Consider the following 16734-nt stretch of genomic DNA (forward strand, 5'->3'; position numbering starts at 1 on the left):
CCAGCGGGTGCAGGGTGCAACCCTGCAAAACAAACACCACCCTACGCCAGCGTCGGTTGTGCAATCTTCCCCCGCGCACTACGATCCTGCGGTTCGCGCGCGCAGGCGCGCGCCCGTATTCCTGCTGAGCGCCCCGTGCGCCGCATTGCCAACCCGAGGTATTCATGGTCATCAAACCGCGCGTCCGCGGCTTCATCTGCGTCACCACCCATCCGACCGGCTGCGAGGCTGCGGTCAAGCAGCAGATCGACTACATCCGCGCGCGTCCGCCGATCCAGAACGGCCCCAAGCGCGTGCTGGTGATCGGCGCCTCGACCGGCTACGGCCTGGCTGCACGCATCACCGCGGCCTTCGGCAGCGGCGCCGCCACACTGGGCATCTTCTTCGAACGCCCGGGCAGCGAAACCAAGCCGGGTACCGCGGGTTGGTACAACTCGGCTGCGTTCCACACGTACGCTGCGGAAGCCGGCCTGTACGCCAAGAGCATCAACGGCGATGCCTTCTCCGATGAAGTGAAGGCGAAGACCATCGAAATGATCAAGGCCGATCTCGGCCAGGTGGACCAGGTCGTCTACAGCCTGGCTGCGCCGCGCCGCAAGCACCCGAAGACCGGCGAGATCATCAGTTCCACGCTGAAGCCGATCGGCGAGCCGATCACGCTGCGCGGCCTGGACACCGACAAGGAAGTGCTGACCGAGACCCATCTGCAGCCGGCGACCCCGGAAGAGATCGCCGGCACCGTCGCGGTGATGGGCGGCGAGGACTGGCAGATGTGGATCGATGCACTGGCCGATGCCGGCGTGCTGGCCAACGGCTGCACCACCACCGCCTTCACCTATGTGGGCGAAGAAATCACCCAGGCGATCTACTGGAATGGCTCGATCGGTGCCGCCAAGAAGGATCTGGACACCAAGGTGCTGGGCCTGCGCGAGAAGCTGGCCAGGATTGGTGGTGACGCACGCGTATCGGTGCTGAAGGCGGTGGTCACCCAGGCCAGTTCGGCCATTCCGACCATGCCGCTGTACCTGTCGCTGCTGTTCAAGGTGATGAAGGAAAAGGGCACCCACGAAGGCTGCATCGAGCAGCTCGACGTGCTGTACGACATTCTCTACGGCGGCAAGTCCGATGGCGTGGCGGTCGATCGCCTGCGTCACGATCTGGTTGACGGCGACGGTCACACCGTGGCGCTGGTCGACGAGGAAGGTCGACTGCGTGCTGACTACAAGGAAATGGCTGCGGACGTGCAGGGCAAGGTGGTGGCGCTGTGGCCGCAGGTCACCAACGAGAACCTGTACGAGATCAGCGACCTGGCCGGCTACAAGGCCGATTTCCTGCGCTTGTTCGGCTTTGGCGTGGAAGGCGTGGACTACGAGGCCGACGTCAATCCGGATGTGAAGATCGACAATCTGGTCGACATGACCTGATCAAACAGAAGGCCGGCGAATGCCGGCCTTCTGCGTTCTGTAGAGCCAAGCGATGCCCGGCTCTGCAGGTAGGTATCACCCGAACTCGAAGCCCATTTCCGGCAGCGCAGGGCCGACGAAGTCACCCTGCACGTAATCCACGCCGGCACTGAACAACAGGGTCATCGAATTGGCATCGCTGACGAACTCGGCAATGGTGCAGATGCCGGCTTCCTGCGCACGCGCGGTAATCTGGCTGATACGGTCGATGTTCTCGCGCGTGGCCGCCAGATCGCTGGTGAAACCGCGGTCCAGCTTGAGGAACTGCGGCTGGAAGTGGGCCAGCAGCTGGAACGAATCCAGCCCCGAGCCGAACTGCTCCAGGCCGATGCGGCAGCCCAGCGGTGCCACTTCGGCGAGAAACTGCTGCGCGCTGCGCAGGTGGGTGAACACCTTCGCTTCCGGTGCATGCAGCCACAGCCGTTCGCCGGGCACGCCCTGTGCCTGCAGCTCGCGGCGCAGGGTGGCGATCATCTGCGGGTCGTCGAACGATTCCGGCGTCACCTTCACCAGAACCTGGGTGGCGTTGCCTTCGCGCGCGCGCTGGCCGAGCACTGCGATGGCCTGCGAGACCACCCAGCGGTTGATGTCGGCCAGCAGGCCGTGTTCCTCGGCGATGCCCAGGAATGCGGTCGGGCTCAGCAGCTCGCCATTGTTCTCCAGGCGCAGGTAGGCCTCGTACAGCTCCAGCGGCTCGCCCTGCAGGTTCAGCACCGGCTGGTAGTGCAGCTGGAAGCCATCGCCGGCCAGTGCCTCGCGGATACGCGCGACCCAGCGCAGCACGCGCTCTTCCTCCACACGGTCGGCGGCGGCGGGGTCGAAGATACGGCAGGTGTTGCCCAGTTCGGCTGCGGCATGGGTGCATTCGCTTGCACGCGCCAGCACCTGGCCGATGCTGGCGATCTTCTCGCCCACCTGCACGCCGCCAGTGCTGACCGTTACCGTGGCCGAGCGTGCGCCGATGCTGAAGACATGCGCGGCATAGGCCTCGCGGATGCGCTCGGCCAGCGCCACGGTCTGTGCATAAGGCCCGGCCTGCAGCACGGCGAAATTATGTTCACCGAAGCGGGCCAGCTGCGCGTCCTCGCCGACCACCTCGGCCAGCAGCGCGGCGAGCGCGCCGATCAGGGTGTCGGCCGACGCCAGGCCGATGTCCGGCAGCAGTCGCGCGTAGTGGTCCGGTTCGATCAGCAGCAGGCCGAACTGGCCCTCGCTGCGCCCGGCCTGGGCCACCGCGCTTTCCAGTTGCAGCATGAAGGTCGGCCGGTTGAGCAGGCCGGTAACCTGGTCGCGCTGGCGCAGGTCCTCGACCTCGCGCGCCAGCTCGGGGTCGAACTCCATGCGGCGGCGGAGCACCACCTGCAGGCAGGACTCGCCCTCGTAGGTGGCAGCGGCAAACTCCATTGTCGCCGGGAACGCACTGCCGTCCTCGTGGCGCGCGTCGAGCTGGTATTGCGGCGGCGGCGCCTCGCCGCGACTGAGTCCCTTCAACAGTTGCTTGAAGCCCTCCACGTGCTGGGCCGCGACCATGTCCAGCAGCGAAATGCCTTCGATGTCGTCGAAATGCTCGTAGCCGAACATCTCCAGGTAGGCGTCGTTGGCACGGATGTGCATGCCTTCATGCACGTAGGCGATGGGGTCGCGCGAGGAGGCGATCAGCGCGTCACAGCGGCGCTCGGTCTCGCGCATCTGTGCCTCGATGCGGCGCAGGCCGCGACGCGCCTGCAGGTCCACCCACTGGTCGCGGACCACGGCGAGCAGATGCTCGGGGCGCTGGCGCAGGGCTACGGCACGGATGCCATGGCTGCTGGCCTGCACCAGTTCGTCCTCATCGATGCGTTCGGCCAGCAGTACCAGCGGAATGTCCTTGCCGCTGGCGGCGATGTGCTGGGCCGCCAGCTGCAGCGGGATGCCCTGCGAAGGCGAGGCCAGCACCAGGTCGATGGCCTGGCCGGCCAGGACCTGGGCCAGTTCGGCCGCATCCTGCGGGCGCCACGGGCGTACCGCGATGCCGCTGTTGCGCAGGGTGCTGACGATGGCTTCGGCATTCTCGCCGCTGTCATCGACGATCAGCAGGCGGATGGTGATGTCGTTCGCGTTCTGCATGCACTGCTCCCCAATCTGCGAATCTAGATACACGATGCGCGGCGAACCGTCCATGCGCGCCTCCCTTGCGTGCATCGAACGGCCAAGTGGTTCACACCACGCCGCCCGCTGCGTGGCCGCTGGCCCAGGCCCATTGGAAGTTGTAGCCGCCCAGCCAGCCGGTCACGTCCAGCACCTCGCCAACGAAGTGCAGGCCGGGTACGCGCTTGGATTCCATCGTCGAGGATGACACCTCGGCGGTGTCCACGCCGCCCAGGGTGACCTCGGCGGTGCGGTAGCCTTCCGTGCCGCTGGCCACCAGCGGGAATGCGCCCAGCAGCTGCGCGGCCTGGCGCAGCACTGGCTCGTCCAGCTGGCGCACCGGGCGGTCGGGCAGCCAGTGCTCGCACAGGCGCTGCGCCAACCGCTTCGGCAGCACCTCGCCCAGCACCGTGCGCAGCTCGGCGGCGGGGCGGTCGCGCTTCATCTGGCGCAGCCACTCGCCGGCATCCTGGCCCGGCAGCAGGTCCAGCTCCAGCGCATCGCCGGGCTGCCAGAACGAAGAGATCTGCAGGATGGCCGGGCCGCTCACGCCACGGTGGGTCAGCAGCATGAAGTTCTGGAAACTCTTTCCGTTGCAGCGCGCCTCGATCGGCAGTGCGACGCCGCTGAGGTCGGCCAGCCGCTCCTGGTGCTTGCCACTGAGGGTCAGCGGCACCAGGCCGGCGCGGGTCGGCAGCACCTGGTGGCCGAACTGGCGGGCCACTTCATAGCCAAAGCCGCTGGCCCCCATGCTGGGAATCGACAGGCCACCGGTGGCAACCACCAGCGAGGCGCAATGGAACAGGCCCTGGGTGGTGTGCACGCGGAAACCATCGCTGCCGTGCTCAATGCGCTGCACGCTGCATTCGGTACGGATCTGTACGCCTGCTGCCTGGCATTCGTCCACCAGCATCTTCACGATCTGTTTGGACGAGACATCGCAGAACAGCTGCCCCAGTTCCTTTTCGTGATAGGCGATGCCGTGCTTGTGCACCAGCTCGATGAAGTGCCAGGGCGTGTAGCGGGCCAAAGCCGACTTGCAGAAGTGCGGGTTGGCCGACAGGAAGTTGGCCGGGGTGGTGCCGGTGTTGGTGAAGTTGCAGCGGCCACCGCCGGACATCAGGATCTTCTTGCCGACTTTGTTGGCATGGTCGATCACCTGCACCTGGCGGCCGCGCTGGCCGGCGGTGATCGCGGTCATCAGTCCAGCCGCGCCGGCGCCGATGACCACCACATCGCAACGGATCGTGCTCATGCCTTGGCGCGCTTGCGCCAGTTCGGGATCACGTCGAGCTGGATCTGGTCGTTGAGCAGCTGCACCTCGCCGTCCTGGATCAGCACGCTCCAGCGCATGGCACGCTGGATCTGCTGGCCCCAGCGCTCGACGAATTCGCCGTCCAGATCGACCACCGAGAGATTGTCGAAACGTGCCAGGCCCTTGCCCTGCTTGCCCCACCAGATGTCCGAGGCGTTGCCGCCGTAGTTGACCACCTGCACCTGGCGGCTGCGATTGCTGGCCTTGCGGATGCGCGACTCGTCCGGATGGCCCAGGTCGATCCACTGCAGGATGTCGCCGGTGTAGTCGTGTTCCCACAGATCGGGCTCGTCATCGGTGCTCAGGCCGCGGCCGAACTCCAGGCGATCGCCTGCGCTCAGCGCGAAGGCGAGCAGGCGCACCATCAGGCGCTCGTCGGTCTCGGACGGATGCTGGGCCAGGGTCAGGTTGTGGGTCGCGTAGTAACCGCGATCCATGTCGCTGATCTGCAGTTCGGCCTTGCGGATGGTGGCAGTAAGAGCCATGGGGGATCCGTGGACTAAAGACGACAATGATAGAGGTTTGCTCCGGGGGTGTCCGTGGCTGGGCTGTCTGCATGCCGTCAACGATGGCACTCTTGCGTTCTTTCCCGTGGCCGGAGTGGACGCCATGAGCTTGCCCAGCCGGCTGCAGCTGCCGCCCGGCCCCTGGGCCACCCTGCTGGATGGCCTGTGTGCACGTTTCCCGCGCATCGCGCGCGCGCAATGGCAGGATCGCTTCGCGCGTGGCCGTGTGCTGGATGCGCAGGGCAGGGTGCTCGCGCCGGGCATGCCCTGGCAGGTCGGGCTGGACATCCAGTACTTCCGCGAAGTGGCCGATGAGCCGGTGGTTCCCTTCGCCGAGACCATCGTTCATCTGGATGCGCACCTGCTGGTGGCCGACAAGCCGCATTTCCTGCCGGTGACACCGGCCGGTGGGCATGTGCGCGAGACGTTGCTGGCGCGGCTGGTCGCCCGCACCGGCAATGCCGATCTGGTGCCGCTGCACCGGCTGGATCGGCTGACGGCCGGGCTGGTGCTGTTCTCGACCCAGCGTGCGTCGCGTGATGCTTACCAGCGCCTGTTCCGTGAGCGGTGCATCGAAAAGACCTATGAAGCCCTGGCACCGGCGCTGCCGGGGCGGGAGTTCCCGTTGCAGCGGGACAGCCGTCTGGTGCCGGGCGAGCCGTTCTTCCGGATGGCCCAGGTGCCCGGCGAACCCAATGCGCGCAGCCGGATCGAGCTGATCGAGGCCGAAGGGCCGGTCTGGCGGTACCGGCTGCTGCCGGAAACCGGCCGCAAGCATCAGTTGCGCGTGCACATGGCCATGCTGGGGGCGCCGATCGTGGGTGACACGCTGTACCCCCAGCTTCAGCAACGTCCGCCGAACGTCGCTGAGGCGCCGCTGCAGCTTCTGGCGCGGGGCCTGGGCTTCGACGACCCGTTGAGTGGCGAACGACGGATGTTCAGCAGCGGCCGCAGCCTGAGCCTGCCGGCTGAGGGCGGCTAGCCCGTCAGCGGGCCGGGCGTCGCGCCAGCCAGCGGTCCAGCTCGGCGGCGAACAGCTGCCGGTCGCGGGACCCCAGGGGCGGCGGTCCGCCGGTCTGGACCCCGGCGCCGCGCAGTTCCTCCATGAAATTCCGCATCGACAGCCGTTCGGCCATGTTGTTCGGCGTGTACAACTGGCCGCGCGGGTTCAGCGCGACGGCCTTCTTCTCCAGCACCAGCGCGGCCAGTGGGATGTCCTGGGTGACCACCAGGTCGCCTGCGGCGACCCGCTCGACGATGGCGCTGTCGGCTACGTCCAGCCCCTGCGGCACCTGGATCGAGCGCAGCCAGCGCGAGGGCGGGGTGCGAATCCACTGGTTGGCAACCAGGGTCAGCTCGATCCCGACCCGTTCAGCTGCACGGAACAGGATGTCGCGAATGACGGTGGGGCAGGCGTCAGCATCCACCCAGATGCGGGGGGAGGCGTGTTCAGCGGGGGTTTCGGCTTCAGTCATTTACCCAGTGTAGGGTAGGAAAATCCTGAATGGGGGCTCGGAGTTAGCCGCGAAAGGCTGCCAACCCTTGCCGCGCCTAGCGGGTGACGGGTTCCCATGAACGTCGGGACTATCGCTTTTTGCAGAAAACACGCGTATCGTGCGACCCACTGTGTTTGCTAGGGTCACCGTGAATCGTGGCCTGGTGCAGTTGATCTCACGATCCACTCATCGATCCGCTTTACCAACGCCTGCAACTCAGTCTCGGCCCCGATACCCGGTGGCTGCGATTTTTTTCAACATGTGTTTCAGGAGTTAGTAAAATGTCTGAACGTCAGACCGGCACCGTCAAGTGGTTCAACGACGCCAAGGGCTTCGGCTTCATCACCCCGGAAAGCGGCCCGGACCTGTTCGTGCACTTCCGCGCGATCCAGGGCACCGGCTTCAAGACCCTGCAGGAAGGCCAGAAGGTTACCTTCATCGCCGTCCAGGGTCAGAAGGGTATGCAGGCTGACCAGGTGCAGGCGGTCTAATCCGTCTGCTACCGTTGGGTAGCCAGAACGCCGGAAGCGAAAGCTTCCGGCGTTTTTTGTTGCCGTTGTTTTTTCGTAGCCGAGCAATGCGCCATGCGCGGTACGATGCGTGTCTCCCCAAGGGATCACCCCCATGCGCATCGTCCACCACCTGGAAAACTCCCGTTCGCTGCGCGTGTTGTGGATGCTGGAGGAGCTGGGGCTGGACTACGAACTGCGCCGCTATCCGCGTGATCCGAAGACGTTGCTGGCGCCGCCGGAACTGCATAACGTGCATCCGCTTGGCAAGTCGCCGGTGCTGCAGGATGGCGAGCTGGTACTGGCAGAGTCCGGCGCGATTCTCGACTACCTTGCTGACCGCTACGACACGCAACGCCAGCTGTCGCCGTCACCGATGCCGGCCGACGGAGCCGAGCGCATCGCCTACCGCTACTGGCTGCACTACGCCGAAGGCTCGGCGATGCCGCCACTGCTGCTGACCCTGGTGATGGGACGCATCCGCAACGCGCCGATGCCCTTCTTTGCCCGCCCGATCGCGCGCAGCATCGCCGACAAGGCCGAGCGCGGCTTCGTTGGGCCGCAGCGGCGCCTGCACCTGGACTGGATGGAGCGCCGCTTGTCCGAAAGCCCGTGGTTTGCCGGCGAACGCTTCAGTGCGGCCGACATCCAGATGAGCTTCCCGATCCAGGCCGCTGCCGCGCGTGGTGGTGGCCTCGACGACAAGCCGGCGCTGCGCGGCTTCCTCAAGCGCATCGGTGAGCGCCCGGCCTACCAGCGTGCCGAGGCCCACGGTGGTCACCTTCAGGCGCTCAGCGGCAATTGAGGCGGGCGGCCGTCGCCCCCATCTTCAGCACCATGGATACCGACAGCCCCCGTTTCGATAACCGCCTGCTGCACACCCTGCCAGGCGACCCCGAATCCGGCCGGCGCCGCCGCGAAGTGCGGGGCGCGGCCTGGTCGCCGGTGATGCCGACCCCGGTGTCGGCGCCCACGCTGCTGGCCTGGTCGCCGGAAGTGGCCGGGCTGTTGGGTTTCGATGCCGCTGAGGTCGAGAGCGAGGGCTTCGCGCAGGTGTTCGGCGGCAATGCGCTGTACCCCGGCATGCAGCCATGGGCCGCCAACTACGGTGGCCACCAGTTTGGTCACTGGGCCGGCCAGCTCGGCGACGGACGTGCGATTTCGCTGGGCGAGCTGGTTGCGCCGGACGGCCGCCATTGGGAGCTGCAGCTGAAGGGGGCCGGCCCCACGCCGTATTCGCGCGGCGTCGATGGGCGCGCAGTGCTGCGCTCATCCATCCGCGAATTCCTGTGCAGCGAAGCGATGCACCACCTGGGCGTGCCGACCACGCGCGCGTTGTCGCTGGTTGGCACCGGTGAAGACGTGGTGCGCGACATGTTCTACGACGGCCACCCGCGTGCCGAGCCGGGTGCCATCGTGTGCCGGGTTTCGCCGTCGTTCCTGCGCTTCGGTTCGTTCGAGCTGCCGGCCTCGCGTGGCGAAACCGCACTGCTGCAACAGTTGGTGGACACCTGCATCGCCCGCGATTTCCCTGAGCTGGACGGGCAGGGCGAGGCGCTGTACGGCGACTGGTTCGCGCGGATCGCGGTGCGCACGGCCGAGATGGTCGCGCACTGGATGCGCGTCGGCTTCGTGCACGGTGTGATGAACACTGACAACCTGTCCGTGCTCGGCCTGACACTGGACTACGGCCCCTATGGATGGATCGAAGACTTCGATCCGGACTGGACACCGAACACCACCGACGCACAGGGTCGCCGCTACCGCTTCGGTACCCAGCCGCAGGTGGCGTACTGGAACCTGGGCCGGTTGGCGCAGGCGTTGTCGCCGTTGTTCGGCGATGTCGCACCGCTGCAGGCGGGCCTGTCGGCCTACCAGTCCACCTTCGTGGCCTGCACGCGCCGCGATGCTGCAGCGAAGCTGGGGCTGGCTGCGGCGGATGATGATGACCTGCAGCTCTATCAGCGCTGGCAGCAGCTGATGCAGGACGGTGCCATGGACATGACCCTGGCGTGGCGCGCGCTGATGCGTCTCGATCCGGCGGCACCGGATGCGGCGCTGCTGGACGCGGTGTACTACGACGACGCGCGCCAGCAGGCGGTGCAGGCGCCGTTGCAGCAGTGGCTGCAGGACTACGCGGCGCGCCTGCACCGCGATCCGCTGTCGGCCAGCGAACGCATGGCGAAGATGACGGCGGCGAACCCGCTGTACGTGCTGCGCAACTGGCTGGCCCAGGAGGCGATCGACCGCGCGGAGCAGGGTGACCTCGGCGGTGTTCATGCACTGCAGGATGTTCTGCGTGACCCTTACACCGAACGCCCGGGGTATGAACACTTCGCCGGCAAACGCCCGGCGTGGGCCGACAACCGTGCCGGCTGCTCGATGCTGTCCTGCAGCTCCTGAGGGTGGGTTTCGGCAGGGCTGCGCCCTGCACCCGCAGAGGCAACAGCCGAAGCCAAAGCCAAAGCCGCTCTGGATTGCTGATGGTCTGGCGGGGTGGTGTGGGACTGCAGGACACGCCGTAAACCCGTCCATGGGGGCTCGATGGCGCCATCCATGGCGCCAACGGTCCTGCAGCCCCACACCGCCCCACCTCCGACAGATTCCCGCTGTTGTGGGTAGGTGTCGACCTTGGTCGACACGGTAGATCTACGCCATGCGTGGATGCTCTTCGTTCAATTCTCGAAATATTCGATTTTGATAGAGATTCATCCACGCATGGCGTGGATCTACTGCAGATCGCAGAGATCTGTCGAAGGCGGGGTGGGTCCGGTTGCGGGAGTGTCCGCGGCATGGATGCCGCGGCCAAGCCCCCATGGATGGGTTTACGACGTCTCCCGCAACCGGACCCACCCCGCCATCCCTCGGAATGCGGCTTTTGCTTTCGCTTTTGATTGCGCTCTGGCCTCTGCAGGTGCCGGGCGCAGCCCGGCCGACACCCCCATCAGGCAGGCGGCGCCCGGAACAGGTACCCTATGCCGCCATCAGTTAGCCAATGTGACATGACCGACGCCATCGTCGCTCCGCAGTGGGCCTCCCGCCTGCGCGACATCGCCGACTTCCCCAAGCCCGGCATCCTGTTCAAGGACATCATGCCGCTGCTCGCCCACGGCGAGGACTTCCGCGGCGCGATCACCGCGATGGCCGACCGCTGGCGCGACCAGAAGCTGGACGCGGTGGTCGGTATCGAATCGCGTGGCTTCATCCTTGGCGCCGCGATGGCGCTGGAGCTGGGCGTGGGCTTCGTGCCGGTGCGCAAGCCGGGCAAGCTGCCGGGCCAGGTGCTGCGCGAGGAATACACGCTGGAATACCGCAGCGACTGCATCGAAGTGCACGCCGATGCGCTGACGGCGGGTGCCCGCGTAGTGATCATCGATGACGTGCTGGCCACCGGCGGCACGCTGGTCGCTGCGCTGTCGCTGGTGCGCCGCCTGGGCGTTGACGTGGTCGGTGCCGGCGTGCTGGTCGAGCTCGATGGCCTCGGTGGCCGCGCCCGTTGGGAAGCGAACCTGCCGCTGCACACCGAACTGGTGTTCTGATCAGAGGGTGGGTGCCAACCTTGGTTGGCACCGCCTGCCGTTTGCTGTGCGCACAGGGTCGAGCATGGCTCGACCCTGCAGGTCACCTGATTACATCATCCGCACGCGGAAACGACGGCCCTTGATCTTGCCGGCTTCCAGCCTGGCCACGGCCTTGTTGGCCTGCTCACGCGCGATTGCCACATAGGAGCGGGTCGGGAAGATCGCGATCTTGCCGATGAACTTGCTCGACAGTCCGGCGTCGCCGGTCAGGGCACCGAGGATGTCGCCCGGGCGCAGCTTGTCAGTCTTGCCACCGTCGATCCGCAGGGTGCGCATCGCGGCCTGCGGCAGCTCGGCCGGGCGCGCGGTCGCCAGCGGCGTCCTCTGCCAGTCCAGCGGCTGCCCCATCTGCGCTTCGATCGCTTCGGCACGGGTCTTCTCGCGGCCGGCCACCAGGCTGATCGCCAGGCCACTGGCACCGGCACGACCGGTACGGCCCACGCGGTGCTGGTAGCTCTCCACGTCGGTCGGCAGCTCGTAGTTGATCACCGCGGCCAGCTCTTCCACGTCCAGGCCGCGTGCGGCCACGTCGCTGGCCACCAGCACGTTGCAGCTGCGATTGGCCAGCAACAGCAGCACTTCCTCGCGGTCACGCTGTTCCATGTCACCGTGCAGGGCCAGTGCGGAGAAGCCGAACTGCTGCAGCGAGTTGGCCACTTCGTCCACGTCCTTGCGGGTGTTGCAGAACACCACCGCCGATTCCGGCGTGTACTTCAGCAGCAGGCCGGCAAGCGCCTTCTGGCGATGCGCCGGCTCCACCTCGCAGAACAGGTGGCGGATGGCCGGGGCCTGGTCGGCACCCTCCACGGTCACTTCCACCGCGTCGCGCAGCAGGTCACGTGCCATGGCGCGGATGCTGTCGGGGAAGGTGGCGGAGAACAGCAGGCTCTGGCGATCCTTGTGGGTGCGGCCGGCGATCTCGCGGATCGGCTCCTCGAAGCCCATGTCGAGCATGCGGTCGGCCTCATCCAGCACCAGCGTGCGCACCGCGCCCAGGTTCAGCGCACGCTTGCGTGCCAGCTCCTGCACGCGGCCGGGCGTGCCGACCACCACATGCGGATCGTGGCCTTCCAGCGACGCCAGCTGCGGCCCCAGCGGCACGCCGCCGACCAGCAGCAGCAGCTTCAGGTTGGGGATGCCGGTGGCCAGCTTGCGGATCTGCTTGCCGACCTGGTCGGCCAGTTCGCGGGTCGGGCACAGCACCAGCGCCTGCACGCGGATCAGGCTGGGGTCGATGGCCTGCAGCAGGCCCAGGCCGAAGGCGGCGGTCTTGCCGCTGCCGGTCGGCGCCTGTGCGATCACGTCGCGGCCATCGAGGATGGCCGGCAGGCTCTGCGCCTGCACGGGGGTGAGGGTGGTGTAGCCGAGGGCATCCAGGCCGGGCTGCAGGGCCGGGCTCAGCGGCAGGGTCGAGAAGTCAGTCATGGCGCATTGTACCCGTCCGCGCGGCCGCCCCCGTCTAATGGGGTGGGGTCGGATCCCTTTCCGCAGGAAAGGGCTCTGACCCCCAATTGGAGCCGCCATCCACGCATGGCGTGGATCTGCTGGTGGGTGCCGACCTTGGCCGGCACGCTCCTGCTCAGCCCAGCACCGCCAGCACACCCTGATGGATGGCCAGGCCACCGAACAGCAGCCACGCAAAAAGGATCAGCGCCAGCAGCAGCGGCTTCAGCCCGGCCTGGCGCAGTGCCGAGACGTGGGTGGTCAGGCCAAGCGCGGCCATCGCCATTGCCAGCAGCACGGTATCGAGCTGCACCAGCCCGGCCTGCAGGCCGGCCGGCAGCAGATGCAGCGAGTTGAACCCGGCCACCGCCACGAAACCGAACGCGAACCAGGGCACCACGATGCGCGCCTTGCTGCTGTCGGCGCTGGCCTTGCCGCCACGCGCCAGCCACAACGACAGCGCGACCAGGAACGGCGCCAGCAGCATCACCCGCACCATCTTGGTGATCACCGCCGTGTCAGCCGCCGCTTCGTTGACCGCACGGCCGGCCGCCACCACCTGTGCCACTTCATGCACCGTCGCACCGGTGAACAGGCCGTACTGCCGCGCGTCCATTGCCAGCCAGCCATGCGATTGCACCAGCGCGTACAAGGCGGGGTACAGGAACATCGCCAGCGTGCCGAACACCACCACAGTAGAGACCGCGACGGTGACCTGCGCAGCACGGCCGCGCACCACCGGTTCGGCAGCCATCACCGCCGCCGCGCCGCAGATCGCACTGCCGGCGCCGATCAGCATTGCCGCTTCGCGCTCCATCTTGAACACGCGCATGCCCAGCCAGCAGGCCAGCCCGAAGGTGCTGGCGACCACCAGCACGTCCATCAGTACGCCGGTGACGCCGACATGGCCGATGTCCTGGAAGGTCAGGCGCAGGCCGTACAGCACGATGCCGGCGCGCAGCAGCCAGTGCTTGGAGAAGCCGACACCGGCCGCAGTGCCCGGTGCCAGCCGCGGGTAGAACGTATTGCCGACCACGATCCCCGCGACGATGGCCACGGTCAGCGCGCTCAGGCCGTGCGCCTGAAGCCAGGGCAGCTCGGCCAGGTACAGCGAGACCGCCGCGATCAGGCCGACCAGCAGCAGGCCGGGCAGCCGCGGCTGCCAGCGTTGGCGCAGGGCGGGCAGGGACCAGGAGGAGAGAGCGGGGGCATTCATGGCAGGGCAGGGCTGGAGTGATGAGGCAAGCGTGCGCTTCTGTCGCTGACCTGTAAAACGAATAATATGGGTGAAACCTACCTATCAAGCGGGTAAATGCCATGCGCCTGACCTTGCGCCAGCTGCAGGTCTTCGTCGCCATCGCCGACCATGGCAGCACCACTGCCGCCGGCCAGGCCATTGCGCTCTCGCAGTCGGCCAGCAGCGCCGCGCTGCAGGAGCTGGAGGCGCACTTCGGCACCCCGCTGTTCGACCGCATCGGCCGCCGCCTGGCCCTGAACGGGCACGGCCGCGCGCTGCTGGAGCCGGCGCGCACGTTGCTGGTCAACGCCGCCGATCTGGAGCGGCAGCTGGCCGCTGGCGGCGACCCGTCGCAGGGTGCACCGCTGCGGCTGGTGCTGGCGGCCAGTACCACCATCGGCAACTACCTGTTGCCACCGCGCATCGCCGATCTGCTGCGACAGGCGCCGCAGGCCGAAGTCGACCTGCGCATCGACAACAGTGCCGGCGTGGTTGCCGCTGTGCAGCGCCTGGATGTGGACGCCGGCCTGATCGAAGGCCCATGCCACGAGCGCGGGCTTCAGGTCACCGCCTGGCAGCAGGATCCGCTGGTGATCGTCGGCGCGGCAGACGCTGCCGCGCGCTGCTCACTGGACGAACTGCGCCGCGCACGCTGGCTGCTGCGCGAACCGGGCTCCGGCACCCGCGAAGCGGTCGAACAGGCGCTGTTGCCGCATCTGCGCGGCTTCGCCCAGACCCTGCAGCTGGGCAACACCGAAGCGATCAAGCAAGCCGCCATCGCCGGCCTCGGCGTGGCCTGTCTTTCGCGCCACGCGCTGGAAGAGCCCTTGGCCTTGGGCCGCCTGCGCGTGCTGGAGACCCCGCTGCCCGCCCTGCAGCGCACCCTGTGGTTGGTACGCCACCCGGGCAAGCAATGGCTGCCTGGGCTGCAGGCGTTGCTGGGGGAGGTGGGGTAAGCCATCAGGTCCCCGTCGACTCCATCCATCGACACTTCCTGCCCATGCCGTCCCGCCTCCCACAGGAAGCCAGCTTTTGACGTTGCTTTAGCTGCGGCCGTTGCCTTTACAGGGGCCGGGTGCAACCCGGCCGACGCCCCCAACCCGTACAATATCCGGATGCCTCTGATTACTCTGCAGAACGTCGACTTCAGCGTCGGCGGCCCGTTGTTGCTGGAAAAGGCCGAACTGTCGATCGAGCCGGGCGAACGCATCGCCCTGATCGGCCGCAACGGCGCCGGCAAATCCACCCTGCTCAAGCTGCTGTCCGGCGACCACAAGCCCGATGACGGCGAAGTCCGCGTGCAGCAGGGCGTGCGCGTCACCCGCCTGGAGCAGGAAGTGCCACACGGCGCGGCCGGCTCGGTGTTCGACGTCGTCGCCGATGGCCTCGGCGAACTGGGCCAGTGGCTGGCCGAGTTCCACCACCTCAGCCATGCCGAGGTCTTCGATGGCGAAGCCCTCGGCAACGTGCAGGCCAAGATCGACGCCGCCAACGGCTGGGGCCTGGACCAACGGGTCAGCGAAACCCTGACCAAGCTCGACCTGGACGGCGAGGCCGAGTTCGGCCGCCTGTCCGGCGGCATGAAGCGCCGCGTGCTGCTCGCCCGCGCGCTGGTGTCCAGCCCCGATGTGCTGCTGCTGGACGAACCGACCAACCACCTGGACATCGAGGCCATCGACTGGCTCGAAGCGTTCCTGAAGGGCTGGAGCGGCAGCGTGGTGTTCGTCACCCATGACCGCCGCTTCCTGCGTGCGCTGGCCACCCGCATCGTCGAGATCGACCGCGGCCAGGTCACCAGCTGGCCGGGTGACTGGGCCAACTACGAGCGTCGCCGTGAGGAACGCCTCAACGCACAGGCGCAGGAAAACGCACGCTTCGACAAGCTGCTGGCGCAGGAAGAAGTCTGGATCCGCCAGGGCATCAAGGCACGCCGCACCCGCGACGAAGGCCGCGTACGCCGCCTCAAGGCGATGCGCACCGAACGTTCGCAGCGCCGCGACCTCAGCGGCAACGTCAAGATGGAAGCCGCGCAGGGCGTCAGCTCCGGCAAGAAGGTCATCGACGTCAAGGACATTTCGTTCGCCTTCGGCGAGCGCACCATGGTCCGCGATTTCACCACCACCATCCTGCGTGGCGACCGCATCGGCCTGATCGGCCCCAATGGCAGCGGCAAGACCACGCTGCTGAAGCTGCTGCTGGGCGAACTGCAGCCGGCCCAGGGTGAGGTCAACGCCGGTACCAACCTGCAGATCGCGTATTTCGACCAGTACCGCGCGGTGCTGCGCGAAGACTGGAGCGCGATCGAGAACGTGGCCGAAGGCCGCGATTTCCTCGAGTTCAACGGCAAGCGCAAGCACGTGCATGCCTACCTGCAGGACTTCATGTTCACTCCGGAGCGCGCGCGCGCGCCGATCACCCGCCTGTCCGGTGGCGAGCGCAACCGCCTGCTGCTGGCCAAGCTGTTCGCGCAGCCCTCCAACCTGCTGGTGATGGACGAACCGACCAACGACCTCGACGTGGAAACCCTGGAGCTGCTGGAAGAGCTGCTTGGCGAGTACACCGGCACGCTGCTGCTGGTCAGCCACGACCGTGACTTCATCGACAACGTGGTGACGTCCACGCTGGTGATGGAGGGCGACGGCGTGATCGGCGAGTACGTCGGTGGTTACAGCGACTGGCAGCGCTATGCGGCCAGCGTGGCTGCGCCTGCCGCGGCCCCCAAGCCGGCGTCCGCTGCACCGGCGGCTGCTGCGGCGGCGGCGACTCCCGCAGCCCCCAAGCGCAAGCTGGCCTACAAGGAAGCACGCGAGCTGGAGCAGCTGCCGAAGACCATCGAGAAGCTGGAAGGCGATGTCGAAGGCCTGACCTCGGCGATGAACGACCCCTCGTTCTACACCCGCAGCAGTGCCGAAGTGACCGCGCACACCCAGCAGCTGGCCAAGGTGCAGGCCGAGCTGGATGCCGCGTACGCACGCTGGGAAGAACTGGAAGGCTGAGCGTCTGCCGGCGCTGCCGGTGAACTCAGGGATCCGTGCGGACCAACGGTCCGCACCTACC

General features: G+C 67.2%; 14 protein-coding genes. 8 read left to right on the forward strand and 6 right to left on the reverse strand.

What is annotated here, in order from left to right; all coding sequences use genetic code 11:
- Positions 1–164: 164 nt before the first annotated feature.
- Positions 165–1424, forward strand: coding sequence for an enoyl-ACP reductase FabV (gene fabV, locus ACYKG1_RS08735; protein ID WP_478472398.1), 1260 nt, complete (start codon positions 165–167; stop codon positions 1422–1424).
- Positions 1425–1499: 75 nt separating this feature from the next.
- Here fabV and ACYKG1_RS08740 read toward each other — a convergent pair whose 3' ends face one another.
- From ACYKG1_RS08740 to ACYKG1_RS08750, 3 genes are all read right to left on the reverse strand, one after another.
- Complete coding sequence (locus tag ACYKG1_RS08740; RefSeq protein ID WP_478472400.1) at positions 1500–3569, reverse strand: EAL domain-containing response regulator; 2070 nt, start codon at positions 3567–3569, stop codon at positions 1500–1502.
- 91 nt (positions 3570–3660) lie between these two features.
- Positions 3661–4845 carry a BaiN/RdsA family NAD(P)/FAD-dependent oxidoreductase gene (locus tag ACYKG1_RS08745; protein WP_478472401.1) on the reverse strand — a complete coding sequence of 395 codons (1185 nt, stop codon included), beginning with the start codon at positions 4843–4845 and terminating at the stop codon, positions 3661–3663.
- Entirely contained in the window at positions 4842–5390 is a 549-nt protein-coding gene (locus tag ACYKG1_RS08750; RefSeq protein WP_049425172.1) for a YaeQ family protein, read from the reverse strand. The genes ACYKG1_RS08745 and ACYKG1_RS08750 overlap by 4 nt, the downstream gene beginning before the upstream one ends.
- A gap of 124 nt (positions 5391–5514) precedes the next feature.
- Between ACYKG1_RS08750 and ACYKG1_RS08755 the strand changes: the two genes are divergently transcribed.
- Positions 5515–6393: a pseudouridine synthase gene (locus tag ACYKG1_RS08755; protein WP_478472403.1), complete on the forward strand. Its 879-nt coding sequence runs from the start codon at positions 5515–5517 to the stop codon at positions 6391–6393.
- Positions 6394–6397: 4 nt separating this feature from the next.
- Here the strand turns inward: ACYKG1_RS08755 and ACYKG1_RS08760 are convergent, their stop codons facing one another.
- Positions 6398–6886 (reverse strand): YaiI/YqxD family protein, encoded by a 489-nt coding sequence (locus ACYKG1_RS08760; protein ID WP_100472018.1) that lies wholly within the window; start codon positions 6884–6886, stop codon positions 6398–6400.
- A 302-nt stretch (positions 6887–7188) separates the two neighbouring features.
- Here ACYKG1_RS08760 and ACYKG1_RS08765 point away from each other — a divergent pair, with 302 nt between their 5' ends.
- From ACYKG1_RS08765 to ACYKG1_RS08780, 4 genes are all read left to right on the forward strand, one after another.
- A complete protein-coding gene (locus ACYKG1_RS08765; RefSeq protein ID WP_005416210.1) occupies positions 7189–7398 on the forward strand; it encodes a cold-shock protein in 210 nt (69 codons plus the stop codon).
- Between the two features lie 133 nt (positions 7399–7531).
- Complete coding sequence (locus ACYKG1_RS08770; protein ID WP_478472404.1) at positions 7532–8221, forward strand: glutathione S-transferase family protein; 690 nt, start codon at positions 7532–7534, stop codon at positions 8219–8221.
- A 32-nt stretch (positions 8222–8253) separates the two neighbouring features.
- Positions 8254–9819, forward strand: a complete 1566-nt coding sequence (locus ACYKG1_RS08775; protein WP_478472405.1) for a protein adenylyltransferase SelO — start codon at positions 8254–8256, stop codon at positions 9817–9819.
- A gap of 599 nt (positions 9820–10418) precedes the next feature.
- On the forward strand, positions 10419–10955 hold the full coding sequence (locus ACYKG1_RS08780) for an adenine phosphoribosyltransferase (RefSeq protein WP_100472022.1): 537 nt from the start codon (positions 10419–10421) through the stop codon (positions 10953–10955).
- Positions 10956–11045: 90 nt separating this feature from the next.
- Here ACYKG1_RS08780 and dbpA read toward each other — a convergent pair whose 3' ends face one another.
- Together dbpA and ACYKG1_RS08790 are read right to left on the reverse strand one after the other, a co-directional pair.
- Positions 11046–12422 (reverse strand): ATP-dependent RNA helicase DbpA, encoded by a 1377-nt coding sequence (gene dbpA, locus ACYKG1_RS08785; protein WP_478472406.1) that lies wholly within the window; start codon positions 12420–12422, stop codon positions 11046–11048.
- Between the two features lie 154 nt (positions 12423–12576).
- Positions 12577–13656: a YeiH family protein gene (locus tag ACYKG1_RS08790; protein ID WP_478472407.1), complete on the reverse strand. Its 1080-nt coding sequence runs from the start codon at positions 13654–13656 to the stop codon at positions 12577–12579.
- Positions 13657–13757: 101 nt separating this feature from the next.
- Between ACYKG1_RS08790 and ACYKG1_RS08795 the strand changes: the two genes are divergently transcribed.
- Both ACYKG1_RS08795 and ACYKG1_RS08800 read left to right on the forward strand, forming a co-directional pair.
- On the forward strand, positions 13758–14633 hold the full coding sequence (locus ACYKG1_RS08795) for a LysR substrate-binding domain-containing protein (protein ID WP_478472408.1): 876 nt from the start codon (positions 13758–13760) through the stop codon (positions 14631–14633).
- Positions 14634–14792: 159 nt separating this feature from the next.
- The gene (locus tag ACYKG1_RS08800; RefSeq protein ID WP_478472409.1) at positions 14793–16673 is read left to right on the forward strand and encodes an ATP-binding cassette domain-containing protein; all 1881 of its coding nucleotides are present in this window, start codon (positions 14793–14795) and stop codon (positions 16671–16673) included.
- The last annotated feature ends 61 nt before the right edge of the window (positions 16674–16734 follow it).

This window comes from Stenotrophomonas sp. 85239_Sma (assembly GCF_056481725.1).